The following is a 16546-nucleotide window of genomic DNA, read 5'->3' as shown; positions in this document are numbered from 1 at the left end:
AACAAGGCTGCGACTTTACAGCCTTGTTTGTTTTTGCTTAACCTACCACTTGAATGGTACTTGCGCCTGCACCCAATGGTTTGACCTGAATTTGTACAGGAATGCGTTCATGCATTTCTTGAATATGCGAGATTAGTACAACTTTTCGCCCTTGGTTTTGCAGTTGATCTAAAGCATTCATCACCATGTAGAGCGATGAGGCATCTAAAGTTCCAAAACCTTCATCAATAAATAACGATTCAATTTTCATTGAACCCGATGCCATATTGGCAATCGCGAGCGATAAGGCAAGCGCAGTCAGGAACGATTCACCACCTGAAAGGGAAGAGACGGAACGGGTTTCACCATCCATGTCATGATCGACAATTGCTAAGCTCAATGAGTTTTCCAAGCGCTTTAAAGTGTAACGCTGAGAAAGCATGGTGAGTTGTTGATTGGCATGTTCAAGCAGAATATCTAAATTATATTGCTGAGCATAATCACGGAAGTCTTTGCCTTTAGCATCGCCAATTAAGCCAGAAATTTTACCCCAACGATGTTCTTGTTGTTGAATCGCTTGAATCTGATCTGCAAATTGCTTTTGTTTGTCGATATTACGTTGATGAACTTCCAGTTTGAGTTTGAAACCATCTCGCATGTCTAAGGTTGCTTGCAGATTTTCGAACAAGTGTCTCATTTTAGTTTGTAGTTGTTCAAATTCAATATTGGGCTGTTGCATGGCATGCTGTTGCAGTTGTTCCCTAATAGTTTTTAGCGCAGATTGAATATCATTTAAGCTACGTTCGGCAGTTTGAATATTTAAACGAATCTGTTGTTGCTGTTCGTTGGGAATTTGGCGCAGTTGTTCAATCAAGATTGCATCAAAATCAGCATGCTGGTTGAGCCATTGTTGGATTTCAAGTGCAAAGGCTGTTTGTTGTATTTCAAGTTGTGTCAGCTGTATTTTGAGTTGATCACGTTGGCGTTTTTGTTCTTCAAACTGTTGACGTGATTGGTCGATATTTTGCCGTACTTGGTTGAATTGCATTTGCAGGTTTTTGCGTTGTTCGTCATATTGAATTAACCATTCATGTGGTTTTTCAACCTGAATCTGTGACATCTCAAAAATAAGTGTCATTGCCAATTCTTTGTTATTTTGCCCTTGGCGTTCAAAGTCTAATTTTTCTGTTGTAGTGGTTTGAATCTGCTCATTTTTAAAGTCAATGTTTTGTTCAATTTGCTTGAGAACTTGAATTTTTTCATCCAGTTGTTTGTTTAGAGTATCAGCAGTTTGCAGCAGTTGTAAGCGTTGAATCAGTTGCTGTTCAATGTTTTTAGCTGTGATGGATGTCTGGGTTTTCCAAGTATGTTTTTGCTCGGGTAAGAGCAAATCAATGAGGTGTTGAATATTCTGTTCAGCGTGTTGGACAGTCGATAAATGTTGCTGAATGTGTTGAATCGTTTGTAATTGCTCACGTTGATTTTTTTGTGCTTGATTGAGTTGCTCTACAGTGTGATCAAGCTGTTGAATGTCTTGCTGGCTTTTTTCTGATAATAGAAGCAATTGTTGAGCCGTATCTTCATGAATTGAATTGAAATCGAGTGAGATTTGCATCGTATCCAAAGCGGATTTTAATTGTTGTTCGAGTTGCGAGATTTCCTGTTGTAACTCATTCAAACGCATTGTATTTTGCGTTAAAGCCGTATTGTGTTGGGTGAAAAGCTGTTGTGCTTTTTGCCAGACATCAAAAGACTGATTTTCAAGTTGAGTCGCTTGTTGCTCTTGCTGTTCTTGTAAGTTTAAAAGTTCTTGTGAAAGGGCAGAATGTTCTTGTTTAAATGGATGTTGTGTACTGCCACAGACCAAACAAGCCTCACCGTCGATCAGTTGCTCACGGAGCTTTTCGATATTCTCTGTATGTAACAATCGTTGTTGCTGTAATACACGTTGTAAGCTTTCACGTTCTTGCTTCTGCGCTAGATATTTTTGTTCAGTCTGTTGTTGCTGTTGTGTTGCTTGCTCAAGCTTTTGGGTCAACTCATTGTTCGAGGTTTTAACTTTTTTCCGTTCTACACAAACTTGGCTGAATTGTTTGAATTGAGTTTGAATTAAACCAATATGATGTATTTGCTGTAATGTTTGCTCACGCTTTTGACGTTGATCAGCAAGTTTGATACTGATTTGATCTTCATGACCAAATTGCTGTTGTAGTGCATGAAGTTGTTGCTGTTTTTCATTTAAAGCAGTTGTTGCAGCGGCAATATTTCCAAATTGCTGTTCAACGTTTTGGTACTGTTGAATAAAACGTTGTAGCTGGGTCAAATGTGCCGATAGACCAGCATCCAAACTGATGAAATGTGCAGACTGATTGAGTTGTTTAACTTGCGTTTGTTGCTGATTTTTGAGTTTTTCTATATCTGTATGAAATTGAATTTGTTGTTGCAATAAGGGATGTTGCTCTTGATTGAGCTGTTGCAAACTTGCTTGGATCTTTTTAAATTGCTGACCAATAAATTCACGTTCTTGAATACAGATTCTGACTTTTTCAATGGCTTGATGATGGGTTTGTTCAAAAGCTTGTTGTGTTTTGAGTTGCTCATCAATCTGTTTAAACTGTTTTTCTTCAGCCTGAAAAGCATATTCAATGACAATGAATTGTTGTTCGCTGCTTTGAATTTGCGGGTGCAGCGTGTGTAATTCAGCCTGCACTTTATGTTGTTGAATCACACTTGGTCGAATAGAGGCAAAGGCTTCAAGCTGTTTCAGTTGTATGCGCTGAGGTGCAAGTTGTTCAAATTGCTGTTGTTGCACTAAAAGTTGTTGCTGACGAAATTGTATATCCGTGTCTAATTTTTGCTTGTGTTCAAACCATTGTTGCTGCTGTTCTAAAATCTTTTTTTCGGTTTCTAATTTTTTATATTCAGTATCGACTATTGTAAATTGCTGATTCAGTTCCGCAATTGCTTCATCGTATAGAATTTCGATATGACCGAGCACATTTTCTAAATCTTTACGTTGATTGGCGATAGTTTTGGTTTTTTCATAAGCCAATTGCCCAATTTTAGCAAAAATATTGGAGTTGGTTAAATATTCAAGTAAAGCGCCACGTTCATTGTCACGTGCTTTTAAAAATGCGGTTACTTCGGACTGAGCCAAGAGTACTGCACGGGTAAATTGTTCAAAACTAAGCTGTGTAATCTGCTGAATATGGCTTTCGACGGCTTTGGTCTTATCGGCAACCACCACGCCATCAGTCAGACAGGTTAAAGAACGTTGCACATTTTGTAATTTACCTGCGGCATTTTCACGTGCACGTTTAATTTCCCAACGTGCCAGATAATGTTTTTGATCTTGCGCGACAAAACAAAGTTCCGCAAAGCCATGTCCTGTACCCCGACGCAGCACGGTTAAAGGGGAGTTGCTCAGCAGTTCTGAACCATCGACATCAACCAATTTACCGTCACTGCCTTTGAGGCGCGGCACTTGATTAAACAACGCAAGACACATGGCATCTAAAATCGTCGATTTACCTGCACCTGTTTTTCCAATAATGGCAATTAAGCCTGCACTGGCTAAAGGTTCACTTTCAAAATCAATAAAATGTTCGCCAGCAAGAGATGCCAGATTTTTTATACGTATTGATAAAATTTTCATGACAGATCCTTAAATGCTGTTTTTATCTTCAATTGAATGACGCGCTTCTTGAATCAAAGTCTGAAAATCTTTGAGTACTGCATCATCTTGTGTATAGCCTTTATTTTGCCAAATTTGTTCAAATAATTTTTCTGGCGTTGGCGGCTCAAGCTGAATTTTTGCAGCATTATTTTGTAGCTCATTATTTTTATACTGGCGTGAAATTTTAACCAGACGATAACGCTCTTTAGGCAAGACATCTTCAAACTGTTGTCTTAAATTGGGTTGTGGTGGGGTATCGGTATGATATTCAATGTCGATATATTCACGTTGATCAATACTGTCTATTTTTCCACTTTTTAATGCTTTGAGTTGGGCAAAAACTTCATTCAACTCACCTCGAATGCGGTGTAATTGAATACTGCGAGGGATGTGTAGCGCTTCAAACTGAAGTTGAGATTCAGCAGGCTTTGTTGGGTCAATGGTGACTTCAACCACTTGGTGTTTGTAGTTAATTTCACTAAAAGACAAAGGAATGGGTGAGCCACTATAACGGATATGTGAATGCTGAACTTTTTGCGGTTTATGCAAATGTCCTAACGCCACGTAATCAATCACCTCATCAAACAGTGTTGTTGAAAGTGCTTCTTCATTACCAATAATAATCGGGCGTTCAGAGTCAGACGTTTCACCGCCTTGCATGTGAGCATGCGACATTAAAATCAGCGCTTGATCATCGGTTTTACGTTTTTTGGCTTCACTAATGAGTTGTTGATGTAGGTAGCTAATGGCATTTTGACTATTGCTGGTGTGTTCATTAAAACCGGTAATTTCTGCACTACGTAAAAAGGGCAGGCTTAAGCACCAAGCGACAATATTTTTATCTACATCATAAATAGGTTGCAGTAAACGATCTAGATCTAAGGTTTTGTCTTCATTCCAACGAATCACGCCGACAGTTCTGGCATTATATTTTTCAAGTAACGGTTCAACTTGCTCTATGCGATAACCAGAATCATGATTTCCGGCAATCATCAGAGTTTGCATATGTGGTGCAAGCTCGTGCGCGTCGGCTAAAAATTGATACAGTTGCTTTTGGGCAGCAGATGCAGGATTGATGACATCAAAAATATCACCTGCAATAAGTAAGGCATTGGGTTGTTTTTGTTTAATTTGCTCAAGTAACCAAGTTAAAAACTGTTCATGTTCATACTGACGTGAGTGATTGTAGAAAAACTGACCTAAATGCCAGTCTGATGTATGAAAAAAATGAACAGCCATGTTTTTTTGAAACTCATGAAAAATTGCCCCACCATACTATAGGCAAATATGTAACTGTAAAGCTAGCTCAATTGTAATTTATGCTCTGAATGATGATTTGGGGCTTAATATTTTAAGATACAAATCAAGCTTCGCTTTTAATTTGTTTGATTAAAAAATATACTAACATGTGAGTGGTAAAATTAACTGTACTCAGGGGCGGTAGTACAGATTTAAGTAAGGATATCTTATGCTAACTAGGCTGAGGTATATCTACAAAATGTAAAATCAGTAGTGTGTATGATGTGAAAGTGACTTACACAACTATGCTGATTGAAATCAAAATGAGCCAGCTTATGTCAAATAGTCCATTTAAAAATAATCAATTATATAATGAAGTCGTTTATAAAACTTTAATTGAATCAACCCTTGCTATTCCGTGGAGTATCGACTGGGAAAGTAAACAGTTCAGTTATATTGGTCCACAAATTGAAAAATTATTGGGTTGGAAACAAGAGTCTTGGAAAACAGTACAAGATTGGGCCGATCGTATGCATGAATTAGACCGTGACAAAACATTTAGTATGTGTGTTGCACAATCGCTTGCGGGTATTGACCATGAAGCAGATTATCGCGCTTTAAAAGCAGATGGATCATATATTTGGATCCGAGATGTGGTTCATGTGATCCGTAAAGAAAATGGCGAGGTTGAGTCTTTGGTGGGGTTTATGTTTGATATTTCCGCACGTAAAAAACAAGAAGAGCAATTAGAAATATTACAGCGTCAGTTGGAGGAATATTCCTATAAGGATGGCTTGACAGGCATTGCCAATCGCCGTTTATTTGATGAATTCTTTGCGCGCGAATGGCAAAGTGCAATACGGTTACAAAAGCCGCTGTCAGTGCTATTAATTGATTTAGATTATTTTAAACAATATAACGATGGACATGGTCATATTAACGGTGACCACTGTTTACGCGAGATTGCCCAATTATGGTCAACCTGCTGTAGTCGTCCACGTGATTTGGTTTCACGTTTTGGCGGTGAAGAGTTTGCGATTGTTTTGCCAGAAACCAATGCAGATGCTGCCATTCAAGTTGCTGAAAACTTAATGCAGGCTTTAAAAAATGCCAAATTACCACATTGTGCATCTACAATTTCAGACTTTGTGACTTGTAGTATTGGTGTAAAAACTATTGTTCCAACGGAACAGTGCAATCAAATGAAATTCTTAGATCTGGTTGATAAAAATTTATATCAAGCTAAACAACAAGGACGCAATTGTTATCAAGCTGATGTTACTGATACTTTAAAGAATTTAACAGGATAATTTCTCCCTATAACCACAACCGCCGAGGGATAGTTGTGGGGTATTTAAAGGATAAAAATATTGCGATTTAATTTTAAATAACTCTGTACTGATCTAAAATAATTTTCTAAACGTATATAACGTTGTATGAGTTTTAGACTAGTCTTTGAAATGTACAGGAATCCATTGATAACGCTTACCATCTGCCGAATAAATATGTCCAATCGCAGGGAAAGGAAGGTGTGGAGCTGCAATGGTTTGTCCACCTTTTGCATATTCAGCAAACTGCTTTAAGCGTGTTTCAACCGCTTTTTTCGGATTAATATCATAATCAATCGCTGTTTCAGGTTTGTCGAATTGTACGGTATGTGAGTGCACGATATCGCCAATAAATACCACGGTTTCATCTTTGGTTTTTAGCTCATAACTAAAGTGCCCAGGAGTATGCCCCGCAGTATTAATTACCTTAAAGCCCTGAAGTTCATCGTTCAATTGATACGTTTTAAATCGTTGTTTGGCTTGATAAGGTGCTATGGCTTGTTTAATTTTTTCAACAGTTCCTAAGTAGCCTGCTTGTTTGTCTTTTGGAAGTTTGTCGACTTGTTTCGGATTTAGCCAATAGTTCGCTTCATCGTTCGAGACATAAACCGTTGCATTTGGAAAGTTAGCGATTCCATTTTGGCTAATACCACACACATGGTCTGGGTGCAGATGAGTAAGCAAGATGGTATCGACTTGTTCTGGTTTGTAGCCTGATGCTTTTAAGTTGCTTAATACTGAACCCAAATGCGCGCCAAAACAGCTCGCAGCACCGCTATCCACTAAAACTAATGAATGACCTGTATTCACTAAAAAGGCATTCACAGAGGTCTGTATGCCTTTGGCTTGGTCGGCAGCGTATTTCTTTAAAATGTCATGTACTTCTTTTTCGGGAATATTTTGAAATAGTTTAGGCGACATGAAATTGGTGCCATCGAGCAGGGCAGTGATTTGTACATCACCAGCTTGATATTGGTAATAGCCTGAAACTTGTTTTTGTTGTTGGATTTGGACTGGTGGGGAAACTGCAAAGGCTGAAATACTGATGAGACTTGAGCTAATTAAAGCGGAAGCGAGTAATTTATTCATTTATAAAGATTCACAAATTTTGTTGAATTGTCTATTTTTTAGCACGTGAACCAATTTTTTTCATCTAGTTTTTAGTGGATGTAAATGAAATGAATACGGTCAAAAGGGCTGTGTTATATCGTTTTTTTATACAGTATGTATTTGTAGAGTTCGGTTTTTAAACAATTCAAGTCGTCTTTATATCGTGTGTGAAGTTCTAACACGATTTTAGTTGTCGTTGGACGAAAATATAAAATTCCAAAATTTTTATAACTGTTCATATAGTTTTCTATAATGGTTAGCGTTTTTCGGTCTTTATTGTTGAAAGTTATTAAGTCTAATTTTTTAATGATCTCTACGTTTAAATCCTTAAAATTTTCAAATCTATATTTTTCAAAATCGTTAGGTACATTTGGTGTTGCGTTTTCAATAGCCATTTTAAGCATGTTTTCTAATATAATATTGGTTTGATGAGGTAAACTTTTTACAAGATGAAAAGCCTCTTTTGCTTCATTAGAAATAACCTCACTTCCTTTTTGTTTTTTCCAATTTATAAATATTATTAGAGCGACTAAAGCACCGAAAAAAGTAGCTATCGTATTTAATTGTTCAATTTGCATTTGAAGCCCCTTGGATTAACATTCGAATGATTGATTGATGTTAAATATCTAATATTTATAGTATTAGATACTACCTTATAAAATAAAATTTAGATGATCTTTACTTTTGACTGGGCAAAAGTAACAAAACCCCTTTGTTCACTAGAGGGTACATCCTTGTACCCCTAGTAAACGGGCGACATCCATGTCGCAGGTCATGTGATTAAGGACTGTAGAATTTATCTAATGAAGAGTCGTTCTCCCTTTGGGAGATGAGAAGTACCGTTTCTGAAGGGATGAGGGGAAACTGATATCCAATAAAAAAGCCCCTACAATGTAGAGGCTTTTTTTATCTAAGATCCAAACCTTAAGACACTTTATCACCCGGTTTAGCACCAGATTCAGGTGAAATCACCCAAACACCTTCGCCATTACCCGCAGCGAGTACCATACCATTTGAAATACCAAAACGCATTTTACGTGGAGCAAGGTTTGCCACCATCACCACCAATTTGCCTTTAAGGTCTTCAGGTGCATAGTATTCACGAATACCACTAAATACATTGCGTGGTTCAGCTTCACCGACATTTAAAGTCAATTGAAGCAACTTGTCAGAGCCTTCAACGTGAGCCGCATCTAAAACTTCAGCAACACGCAGGTCAACCTTCATAAAGTCTTCAATGCCAATAATCTCTGCTTCGCCAACTTTAGGTTCAACTTTGGCAGGTGCAGCTTTCTTCTCTTTTTTCTTTTCAACTTTCACAGGTTCAGCCGCAGCCGCTAAAGAGTCTTTAGAGGCATCGACCATTGCAGCAACTGCTTTCGGGTCTACACGCTGCATTAGGGCTTGGAACTGTGCAATTTCATGATCGACTAAAACTGCTTTACCCGATGCAAAATCAAAGCTTTCAAGTTTTAAGAAGTCTTGAACTTGCGCTGCCAAAGTTGGCAGTACAGGGGACAAGTAAACGGCCAATTGACGGAACAAGTTAATCCCGACAGAACATACATCATGTACTTGTTGTTCTTGACCTTCTTGTTTAGCCAATGCCCACGGTTTTTTCTCATCAATATATTGATTGGCTTTATCCGCAAGCGTCATAATTTCACGAATAGCCGCAGAGAATTCACGCGCTTCATACGCTTGTGCAATCGAATTTCCTGCATCTATAAAGCTTTGCACCAATTCAGGCTCTGCACATGTTGCAGACAGTTTATTATCAAAACTTGTGTTAATGAACTTTGCACAACGACTGGCAATATTCACCACTTTACCCACCAAGTCGGAATTCACTTTTTGTACAAAATCTTCTAAATTTAAGTCAGAATCTTCAACTTTATCCGACAGTTTAGAGGCAAAGTAATAACGTAAATGTTCTGGATTTAAATGCTCTAAATACGTTTCAGCTTTAATGAACGTACCACGTGACTTCGACATTTTTTGACCATTGACCGTCAAGAAACCATTTACAAATAAACCTGTAGGTGTGCGGTAGTTTGCACCTTCCAACATTGCAGGCCAGAACAATGCGTGGAAATAAACGATGTCTTTACCAATGAAGTGGTAGACCTCATTTTTAGAATCTTTTTTCCAGTAATCGTCAAAACTTAAGTCAGGGCGTTTAGCTTTAATATAGTTTTCAAAACTCGACATATAACCAATCGGTGCATCGACCCAAACGTAGAAATATTTGTTTGGTGCATCTGGAATTTCAAAACCGAAATACGGTGCATCACGGGAAATATCCCAGTCATTCAAGCCATTTTCAAACCATTCATCCAGTTTGTTGGCGATAGAAACAGGTAAACGACCTTCATCACGCGTCCATTTTTGTAGGTATTCAGCAAAATTTGGAAGTTTAAAGAAGTAATGATCTGACGATTTTTCTACAGGTGTCGCACCACTTAAAGTCGAACGTGGATCAACCAGTTCAGTTGCGTTATAAGTTGTGCCGCAAACTTCACAGGCATCGCCGTATTGATCTTCCGCTTTACATTTCGGGCATGTGCCTTTAATGAAACGATCTGATAAGAACATGCCTTTTTCAGGATCGAACAATTGCGTTACAGGGCGAACGGCAATGTTGCCTGCTTCACGGTTTTTAATATAAATTTCTTCCGAGCGATTTTTATTTTCATCACTATTTGTAGAGTCGTAGTGATCGAAATGCACACCAAAACCATCAAAATCACGGATATGTTCTTTTTGAACATTGGCAATTTGCGCTTCAGGGGTAATACCGTTCGCTTCGGCACGTAGCATGATTGCAGTACCGTGAGCATCATCCGCACAAACGTAAGTCACGTTGTGTCCCATTGCACGCATGGCACGAACCCAAATATCTGCTTGGATATAACCGAGTAAGTGACCCATATGGATAGGACCATTGGCGTATGGAAGGGCGTTAGTGACTAAAATATTACGCACGGATATAACTCTCTCATTCGTAGTTGTAGTTAATGCAAGGCTATCGATTTTACATGACTTGTGTGCGAGATGCACAACGGAATAACTGAATTCTATTCAAAAGTAGATTTTTATATATTGCCAGCTGAATAACAGCGATAATAGCGTCTTAAAGTGATAGCGTAAGAGTTGCAAGCAAATGATTGATGCCGATTTCGAAGATAGTTTTGATGATTTTGAACAACAAGAAGTCACCCGAATTCCTCAACATGAAAAGGGTAAACAACTCGGGCAAAGCATTTTAAAAGATGCTGATCAATATCTACAATCAATGTCTGCTGCTGAACATAAACACCTTATTCAGATGTTAAAAGGTCTTGCAGCCAATGAGCCTTATTTTGATGTTTTGGCGAATCAATTAGATCAGCCTGTTGACAGTAAAATTGCCAATGATGCGTTGAATTTAGTGCATATTTGGACGTTGATTAATCAGCATGAAAGTGATGTCGACTTTAATCTTTTAGATGTCATCAAAACTGAATATTTCCAAGTTGAATTGCTTGAGGCTTTTGATGCACTTGAAATTGGTGACAATAAAGATCAACGTCGTCTGGTGATTAAAGAAGCCTTTAAACTGTATGAAATTCAATGTTTTGCAGGCTGTATTCCGCTTTTATATGCGCAATTGGAAGGTTTGTTGACCGATGTGCTTATTGCCAAAGGTTATTTAAAACAGAACCAAACCAAGTTTATGGATGTTTATAAAATCGTTCCCGGTTTAAAGGGGCATGAAATAAAAAGCTTGTGGCATAAGTCGAAAATTGCTTGCGAGTTGAATGTTTATTTTACTGAATTAGAAGCTTATAAAATGGATAGCAGTTCAACTGTAACCATGACCCGTCATAATATTGTACATGGGACAGATGTCGCACACTTTACGCAGGAGCGTAGTTTCATGTTGTTTATTTGGTTGTTCTCAGTCACTAGTTTTATGAGTACGCTGAAGTCTTAATATCATTGGAATATGAATGAGTGGGCTTTAAATACTAAGCTTCGATTTATAATGGAACCAATATGCTCAAACTCCTCGCAGAAGACTTTATTCAAGTTGATAAAATTGATTTGGTTTTACCTTTGTACCAAGAGTTGGTGGCAAAGACCAAATTGGAGCAAGGTTGTATCGCTTACGACCTTTATCATGATCTGCGAGATCAAGGACATTTTGTCTTTGTTGAAGAGTGGGTCGATCGTGCTGCTTTAGATGCACATGTACAATCTGAACACTTTCAGCGCCTTGTTCCTCAAATTGATCAATATCAACGCAAAGAGGGTGTTTTTACTCATATGCAAAATTTTGAAGAGTTGATCAAATCAGTATAAAGCTTATTTTCCCTCTTCAATCATCTGTTTGATTTTTGTCGCTTTCTCAAAATGATCCAGTTGATGGGTTTTAATCCACCATTCAGCAGCCTGCATTAGAAGTTCAGGATTGTCATTTTTATTGGCGAAAAAAGCATAAAAAGACAGTCCAACATTACTGCCTTTTTTTGCAATTTTTTCATTGCAGATTTGAATGATTTTTTCACGTAGCTGATTTTGCATTATTATGGGTTCACAAACTAAATTTTTAAATCTTTTGCTCATTTTGTATTTTAAAAGCGAAAGAAAGCATGATCCAAGCGATGTTTAGCACGGTTAAAAAAATATTTTGAAAAGTATTTTAACTTATTGCAATAAATTACATGAGTAACGTTGGGGGGAATTGCACCCAAACTGAAATCATGCAATATCGCTCTACACTTGATACGGTCTAATTGAATTTACAGCTCACGCCATACTTTATTTTTATCAGTTAAAGAAACTGTAAAATTAAAATTTGAATCATCACAGACCAATAAGCCTTTAGGTGTGTGCATGAGTACTTTTAAAATAGTGCCTTCTTTAAAAACCAAAGGGTTACAATTTTCTTTTTTTAGAATGATTGGTTGTAATAATTCAATAATGATTTTTTCCATATTGCGTCCCCTGCGGTGGCCAAAATGTATTTCAATAATAACATAATATGTTGGTTGTTTAACCAATTCTACCAACATTGAGAGATAAATCAAAAAATTAGAGTAATATTTGTCAATAAATATACAGCTTATAGAATGATACGATTGTATGGCTTAACTCTAAAAAATCGATTTTTTCATCCTTTTTTAAGCTGTTTAAATCTGAATCTTATTTTAAGATCCTTTTAATTAAAGGTGAATAGCATATGAACTAGCGGCTAGAGATCATTTATTTGAGTTTGAAATGTAAATTCAATTTCAGAAAAAATAGTCAAATCTAGGCTTTCTAAGTTTGTGATTATATTTTGCTGTACCACATAATAAGTAAGATTTTTTCGGATGCGACCAAGGTAGCTTTTTTATCCAAGAAAATGTTTATATGCTGAGTGGTGGTGGAAAAATTAACAATGAGTGAATTAAAAGATATGTTTTGTTGCTTGATGTGCCGCTATATTGAAAATGTTACACGCGAAAAAACATTTCACAAACAGTGAATAAGTTGCTACAAAGATGAAAAGACTAGAATAATAGCTGATAGCACTATTTGATTCAGAACCTATTTAGTTTTGATTAATGGGCAAAGTTGTTCATTAAAAAATAAAGGAATCCCCAAACCGAATGTTTAAATCTTTTTTTCCGAATCCGAAGTGGTTCTTTTTGTCGCTGCTGCTGTGGTTTCTAATCAATATCAGTTTATGGTATTCCGGTGGCAGTGCTTGGGGAACATTTTTAGGCTTTGCATCAGGCTATAGCAGTGCTGAATTACCTATTGGTATAAGTCGTTTTTGGGCACCTTCATTTTTATGGTTTTATCTATGGTTCTTTGTTTCAACTGTTATTTTTGCTTTGTTCTGGCGCTTTAAATCCAGTAACCCATGGCAAGGATGGTCAGTTTGGGGATCCGCCTTTATTCTGTTTAATATTTGGTTTTCAGTACAAGTCAATGTTGTGGTCAATGCTTGGTATAGCCCATTTTATGACTTAATTCAGAAGATGCTGGGTAATGGTGGTGGTAACGTCCAACTGCTCTATAGTGAAACCATGACATTTCTGTATGTGGTTATGGTTTATGTGACCATTGCCGTGTTTAATTTATTCTTTGTCAGTCACTATATCTTTCGTTGGCGTACAGCCATGAATGATTATTACACTGCATATTGGGAGCAATTACGGCATATTGAAGGGGCATCGCAGCGTATTCAGGAAGATACCATGCGCTTTGCCAAAACCACTGAAAGTTTAGGGGTCAGTTTAATTCAAGCCTTAATGACTTTAATGGCTTTTTTACCTGTGCTATTACAGTTATCTTCACATGTGAAAGAACTGCCTGTGATTGGTGAGATTCCGTATGCTTTGGTTTGGGCAGCTATTAGTTGGGCTGTATTAGGTACAGTCGTATTAATGTTAGTTGGTTATAAATTACCAGGCTTAGAGTTTAATAATCAAAAAGTTGAAGCTGCCTATCGTAAAGAATTAGTGTATGGGGAAGATTATGCTGATCGTGCTGACCCAATCACTTTAAAAGAGCTGTTTAGTAAAGTTCGTTTTAACTATTTCCGTTTATATTTTCACTATGCTTATTTTAATATGGTGCGTATTTGGTATATGCAATTGGATAATCTGTACGGTTTGTTTGTGCTATTTCCCAGTATTGCCGCAGGGGCAATTACGCTCGGTCTGATGATGCAAATTCTAAATGTATTTGGCAATGTACGTCAGTCATTCCAATATTTAATTGAATCTTGGCCGACGATTATTGAATTACTTTCAATTTATAAGCGTTTAAAAGCATTCGAGTCGACTTTAGATCATTAGATTTGAAGAATACAAAAGCTCGCGTAATGCGAGTTTTTTTAAATCTATTTTTAGTTCGCGCCTAAGAGCATTGAGAAAATTGGTTAAATATCTATTTTTAAATGATGTAAATATCTATTCATCATGAATATGTATCGCTTAGTTCGTGCATAAAGACATGTTAAATGGCGTGAAGGCTCAGCCAATGATGAAAGGTTAAAAAGGGTGAATTAATTGTTATCTGGTTGTTATTTTAAGTTTAAAACCTTTAGTCGTTGGCTATTTGTAGTTTGTTTTGAGTGGAGAGTAAAAACAAAATTAAGTTAAATTGACAATAAAATCAAAGTTTTGTGTTTGTTATTTTTTGTCTTTTCATATATTTTCTTTTATATAGCATAATTGGGCATTGATACGTGAATTTCAGAACATTAATCTTGATGGGTGGAGTTGGCATCGCTTTACATGGTTGTACCAGCATTGAACGTCTAAGCTCAGATTCAGTTAAGAATTTTACTTCACCTCAGGAATTAATTGCTCAAAAAAATATCAATCATTCAAATGGGCAAGCGAAGGAATATGTTTATCATTGGGGAGCTAAGCAAAGCAATAATGAAGTGCAATCCTTATATCCAAGAAAATATTTAACCAATTATTGCTCCGCAAAAGGTGGCGATTTTTCACTTTTGTATAAAAGTGCCATGACTTTAGTCAAGGACTCAGCGGCTAAAAAACGTCTATCTGGCAATGCTCATGTTAAGCAAGGGATTGGCGCGTATAAGTGTGTGCAAAGTAATGGGCAAAGCTGGATCGTTTCAATTGAGCCAACGGCTGAACGTAAGTTACCTGATGGCAGTGAAACGCGTGTGGTTAGCTTACAAAGTAAAGTGATGACAGTTCAAGAAAGTCAAAGATTTTATAAAAATATACCAACCGATGTTGTGGTAAAAAAGAGCGCTGTGAATAATCAGACTGTGAAAACCACAACCAGTAAAGCTGCTATTCAAAAAGAAAATGAAGTTAAAAAAGAAAGCGAAGTTAAAAAAGAAAGTGAAGTTAAAAAAGAAGAGAAGCCTATAGTTGAAGCTCCTGTCAAACAAGTTGAGAAGGTTGTCGATACGCTTCAACAGCAGCAGCTTAAAGCTTTTGTTGTTGCACGTCGTGATTTGAACAAAGGGAAAAATCAGTTGAATGCCTGTAATAATGCGCAGCGTGCGTATAATTTTGGCAAGTTACCCAATGCTGGCGGTACAAATGTCTATGCGGAATCGGGGATGCTGGTTGCACGTTGTTTAACCAGTGTGCCGAGTTACAGCAGTCGTTTTTCAAGCTCCAAGGTTCAAGCTAAAAGTATTTTACAGAACTTGGCGAATAATCATAATCATGCTGGGGCGAAGCATATGTTGAAACAGTTGAAGTAATATTTTGAGGAAAAAATTATCTTTTCTTGGATGAAAAAATAAAATAATAAGGACAATGAATATGGAGGAAGTCGTAAATCATTCAATTTATTTTGAATCTCCCTTACTGGATCGGGTGAAGGAGGAAACCAAAATTAATATTATACAAACCCCTTATTTTTATAATGATGATGGGCGACCAACGTATTTAACAAAATTACCTGACGGTGTGGTGCCATTAAAGCTCGCAAAGATTAGCCCTAAATATAAGGTCGGGCGTGAATACAGTGTTCCTCATGTTTTAGGGACGAAGGTTGAGCCACCTTATGGGGAGCATACGCAATTAGAGTTTGATGTTGAGATACAAGAATTTGAATATGAGCCGATGTGGGTAACGAGAGACAATGCTGCTGCATTTGGTATTACTTTAATAGAAAAAGGGCAAGCCATTGAAATTCATAGTCCAGTGCCAATACTTTCAGATATTGAATATGAATATGGTGTGTTTGCAGGGCATTGGTGTCCTTATTTAGAGGGTGGTAAACAAGCAGGTGAAGGAAAGACCTTATTTCCATTTGTTTGTACTGACTTAGAGCATCATAATTTTCCGCATATTTTTGCCTCTACAGATCGTGAGCTTCCTTTGGTTATTTCGGTGGCTCGTTACTGGCCAGAAAAAAGAAAAATTTATTTAGCAGATTTATGGGTACCTAGAGGGCATGCTTTATATATTCCGCCAAGACCTAAATTGGAAAGGCAGAAGTATATTGATTTGCATAATAATCGTAACTCTGCACGAGCCTGTTGGGGACAGTTAGATAAAAATACCTTAAGCACGCATACGATGTTGCAGAAGGATGGTTATTTTTACTGGTATTGGAATAAGAAACCGACACTACATGGTCAATTGCCAATTTTATCGCCAGTAACGTAAATACGAGAAGAAATTGTGTTGATACAAGATTCGATGATCTCTGCCTTTAGGTTACAGAGTCTAACAGGTGA

At 37.2% G+C, this 16546-nt stretch carries 13 protein-coding genes; 6 read left to right on the top strand and 7 right to left on the bottom strand.

Annotation, left to right across the window (positions count from 1 at the left end; genetic code table 11):
• Positions 1-37 precede the first annotated feature (37 nt).
• Positions 38-3634, bottom strand: coding sequence for an AAA family ATPase (locus B9T25_RS01925; protein WP_086186794.1), 3597 nt, complete (start codon positions 3632-3634; stop codon positions 38-40).
• 9 nt (positions 3635-3643) lie between these two features.
• Entirely contained in the window at positions 3644-4894 is a 1251-nt protein-coding gene (locus B9T25_RS01920) for an exonuclease SbcCD subunit D C-terminal domain-containing protein (protein ID WP_086186793.1), read from the bottom strand.
• A 335-nt stretch (positions 4895-5229) separates the two neighbouring features.
• Between B9T25_RS01920 and B9T25_RS01915 the strand changes: the two genes are divergently transcribed.
• A complete protein-coding gene (locus tag B9T25_RS01915) occupies positions 5230-6204 on the top strand; it encodes a GGDEF domain-containing protein (protein ID WP_086186792.1) in 975 nt (324 codons plus the stop codon).
• Between the two features lie 138 nt (positions 6205-6342).
• Here B9T25_RS01915 and B9T25_RS01910 read toward each other — a convergent pair whose 3' ends face one another.
• From B9T25_RS01910 to metG, 3 genes are all read right to left on the bottom strand, one after another.
• The gene (locus tag B9T25_RS01910; protein ID WP_086186791.1) at positions 6343-7311 is read right to left on the bottom strand and encodes an MBL fold metallo-hydrolase; all 969 of its coding nucleotides are present in this window, start codon (positions 7309-7311) and stop codon (positions 6343-6345) included.
• 113 nt (positions 7312-7424) lie between these two features.
• A complete protein-coding gene (locus tag B9T25_RS14625; protein ID WP_228146839.1) occupies positions 7425-7910 on the bottom strand; it encodes a hypothetical protein in 486 nt (161 codons plus the stop codon).
• Between the two features lie 346 nt (positions 7911-8256).
• Positions 8257-10317 carry a methionine--tRNA ligase gene (gene metG, locus B9T25_RS01900; protein WP_086186790.1) on the bottom strand — a complete coding sequence of 687 codons (2061 nt, stop codon included), beginning with the start codon at positions 10315-10317 and terminating at the stop codon, positions 8257-8259.
• 178 nt (positions 10318-10495) lie between these two features.
• On the opposite strand from metG, the gene B9T25_RS01895 reads away from it, so the two are divergent.
• Together B9T25_RS01895 and B9T25_RS01890 are read left to right on the top strand one after the other, a co-directional pair.
• Positions 10496-11308 (top strand): hypothetical protein, encoded by an 813-nt coding sequence (locus B9T25_RS01895; RefSeq protein ID WP_086186789.1) that lies wholly within the window; start codon positions 10496-10498, stop codon positions 11306-11308.
• A 62-nt stretch (positions 11309-11370) separates the two neighbouring features.
• Positions 11371-11676: a putative quinol monooxygenase gene (locus tag B9T25_RS01890; RefSeq protein ID WP_086186788.1), complete on the top strand. Its 306-nt coding sequence runs from the start codon at positions 11371-11373 to the stop codon at positions 11674-11676.
• 3 nt (positions 11677-11679) lie between these two features.
• Here the strand turns inward: B9T25_RS01890 and B9T25_RS01885 are convergent, their stop codons facing one another.
• Together B9T25_RS01885 and B9T25_RS01880 are read right to left on the bottom strand one after the other, a co-directional pair.
• Entirely contained in the window at positions 11680-11898 is a 219-nt protein-coding gene (locus B9T25_RS01885) for a DUF6500 family protein (RefSeq protein WP_086186787.1), read from the bottom strand.
• 218 nt (positions 11899-12116) lie between these two features.
• Entirely contained in the window at positions 12117-12311 is a 195-nt protein-coding gene (locus B9T25_RS01880) for a hypothetical protein (RefSeq protein ID WP_086187025.1), read from the bottom strand.
• Positions 12312-12968: 657 nt separating this feature from the next.
• Here B9T25_RS01880 and sbmA point away from each other — a divergent pair.
• From sbmA to B9T25_RS01865, 3 genes are all read left to right on the top strand, one after another.
• On the top strand, positions 12969-14165 hold the full coding sequence (gene sbmA / locus B9T25_RS01875) for a peptide antibiotic transporter SbmA (protein ID WP_086186786.1): 1197 nt from the start codon (positions 12969-12971) through the stop codon (positions 14163-14165).
• A 416-nt stretch (positions 14166-14581) separates the two neighbouring features.
• Entirely contained in the window at positions 14582-15562 is a 981-nt protein-coding gene (locus B9T25_RS01870) for a hypothetical protein (RefSeq protein ID WP_086186785.1), read from the top strand.
• 61 nt (positions 15563-15623) lie between these two features.
• On the top strand, positions 15624-16475 hold the full coding sequence (locus B9T25_RS01865; protein ID WP_171262696.1) for a hypothetical protein: 852 nt from the start codon (positions 15624-15626) through the stop codon (positions 16473-16475).
• Positions 16476-16546: the final 71 nt, after the last annotated feature.

Source organism: Acinetobacter sp. ANC 4470, assembly GCF_002135335.1.
Taxonomy (GTDB): Bacteria; Pseudomonadota; Gammaproteobacteria; order Pseudomonadales; family Moraxellaceae; genus Acinetobacter.
This window is presented reverse-complemented; position numbering and strand designations above follow the sequence as displayed.

Bases quoted from the DNA above. Each gene is read 5' to 3' on its own strand.
- B9T25_RS01925 (WP_086186794.1), bottom strand. From the start codon at position 3,634: ATGAAAATTTTATCAATACGTATAAAAAATCTGGCATCTCTTGCTGGC.
- B9T25_RS01920 (WP_086186793.1), bottom strand. From the start codon at position 4,894: ATGGCTGTTCATTTTTTTCATACATCAGACTGGCATTTAGGTCAGTTT.
- B9T25_RS01915 (WP_086186792.1), top strand. From the start codon at position 5,230: ATGTCAAATAGTCCATTTAAAAATAATCAATTATATAATGAAGTCGTT.
- B9T25_RS01910 (WP_086186791.1), bottom strand. From the start codon at position 7,311: ATGAATAAATTACTCGCTTCCGCTTTAATTAGCTCAAGTCTCATCAGT.
- B9T25_RS14625 (WP_228146839.1), bottom strand. From the start codon at position 7,910: ATGCAAATTGAACAATTAAATACGATAGCTACTTTTTTCGGTGCTTTA.
- B9T25_RS01895 (WP_086186789.1), top strand. From the start codon at position 10,496: ATGATTGATGCCGATTTCGAAGATAGTTTTGATGATTTTGAACAACAA.
- B9T25_RS01890 (WP_086186788.1), top strand. From the start codon at position 11,371: ATGCTCAAACTCCTCGCAGAAGACTTTATTCAAGTTGATAAAATTGAT.
- B9T25_RS01885 (WP_086186787.1), bottom strand. From the start codon at position 11,898: ATGCAAAATCAGCTACGTGAAAAAATCATTCAAATCTGCAATGAAAAA.
- B9T25_RS01880 (WP_086187025.1), bottom strand. From the start codon at position 12,311: ATGGAAAAAATCATTATTGAATTATTACAACCAATCATTCTAAAAAAA.
- sbmA (WP_086186786.1), top strand. From the start codon at position 12,969: ATGTTTAAATCTTTTTTTCCGAATCCGAAGTGGTTCTTTTTGTCGCTG.
- B9T25_RS01870 (WP_086186785.1), top strand. From the start codon at position 14,582: ATGGGTGGAGTTGGCATCGCTTTACATGGTTGTACCAGCATTGAACGT.
- B9T25_RS01865 (WP_171262696.1), top strand. From the start codon at position 15,624: ATGGAGGAAGTCGTAAATCATTCAATTTATTTTGAATCTCCCTTACTG.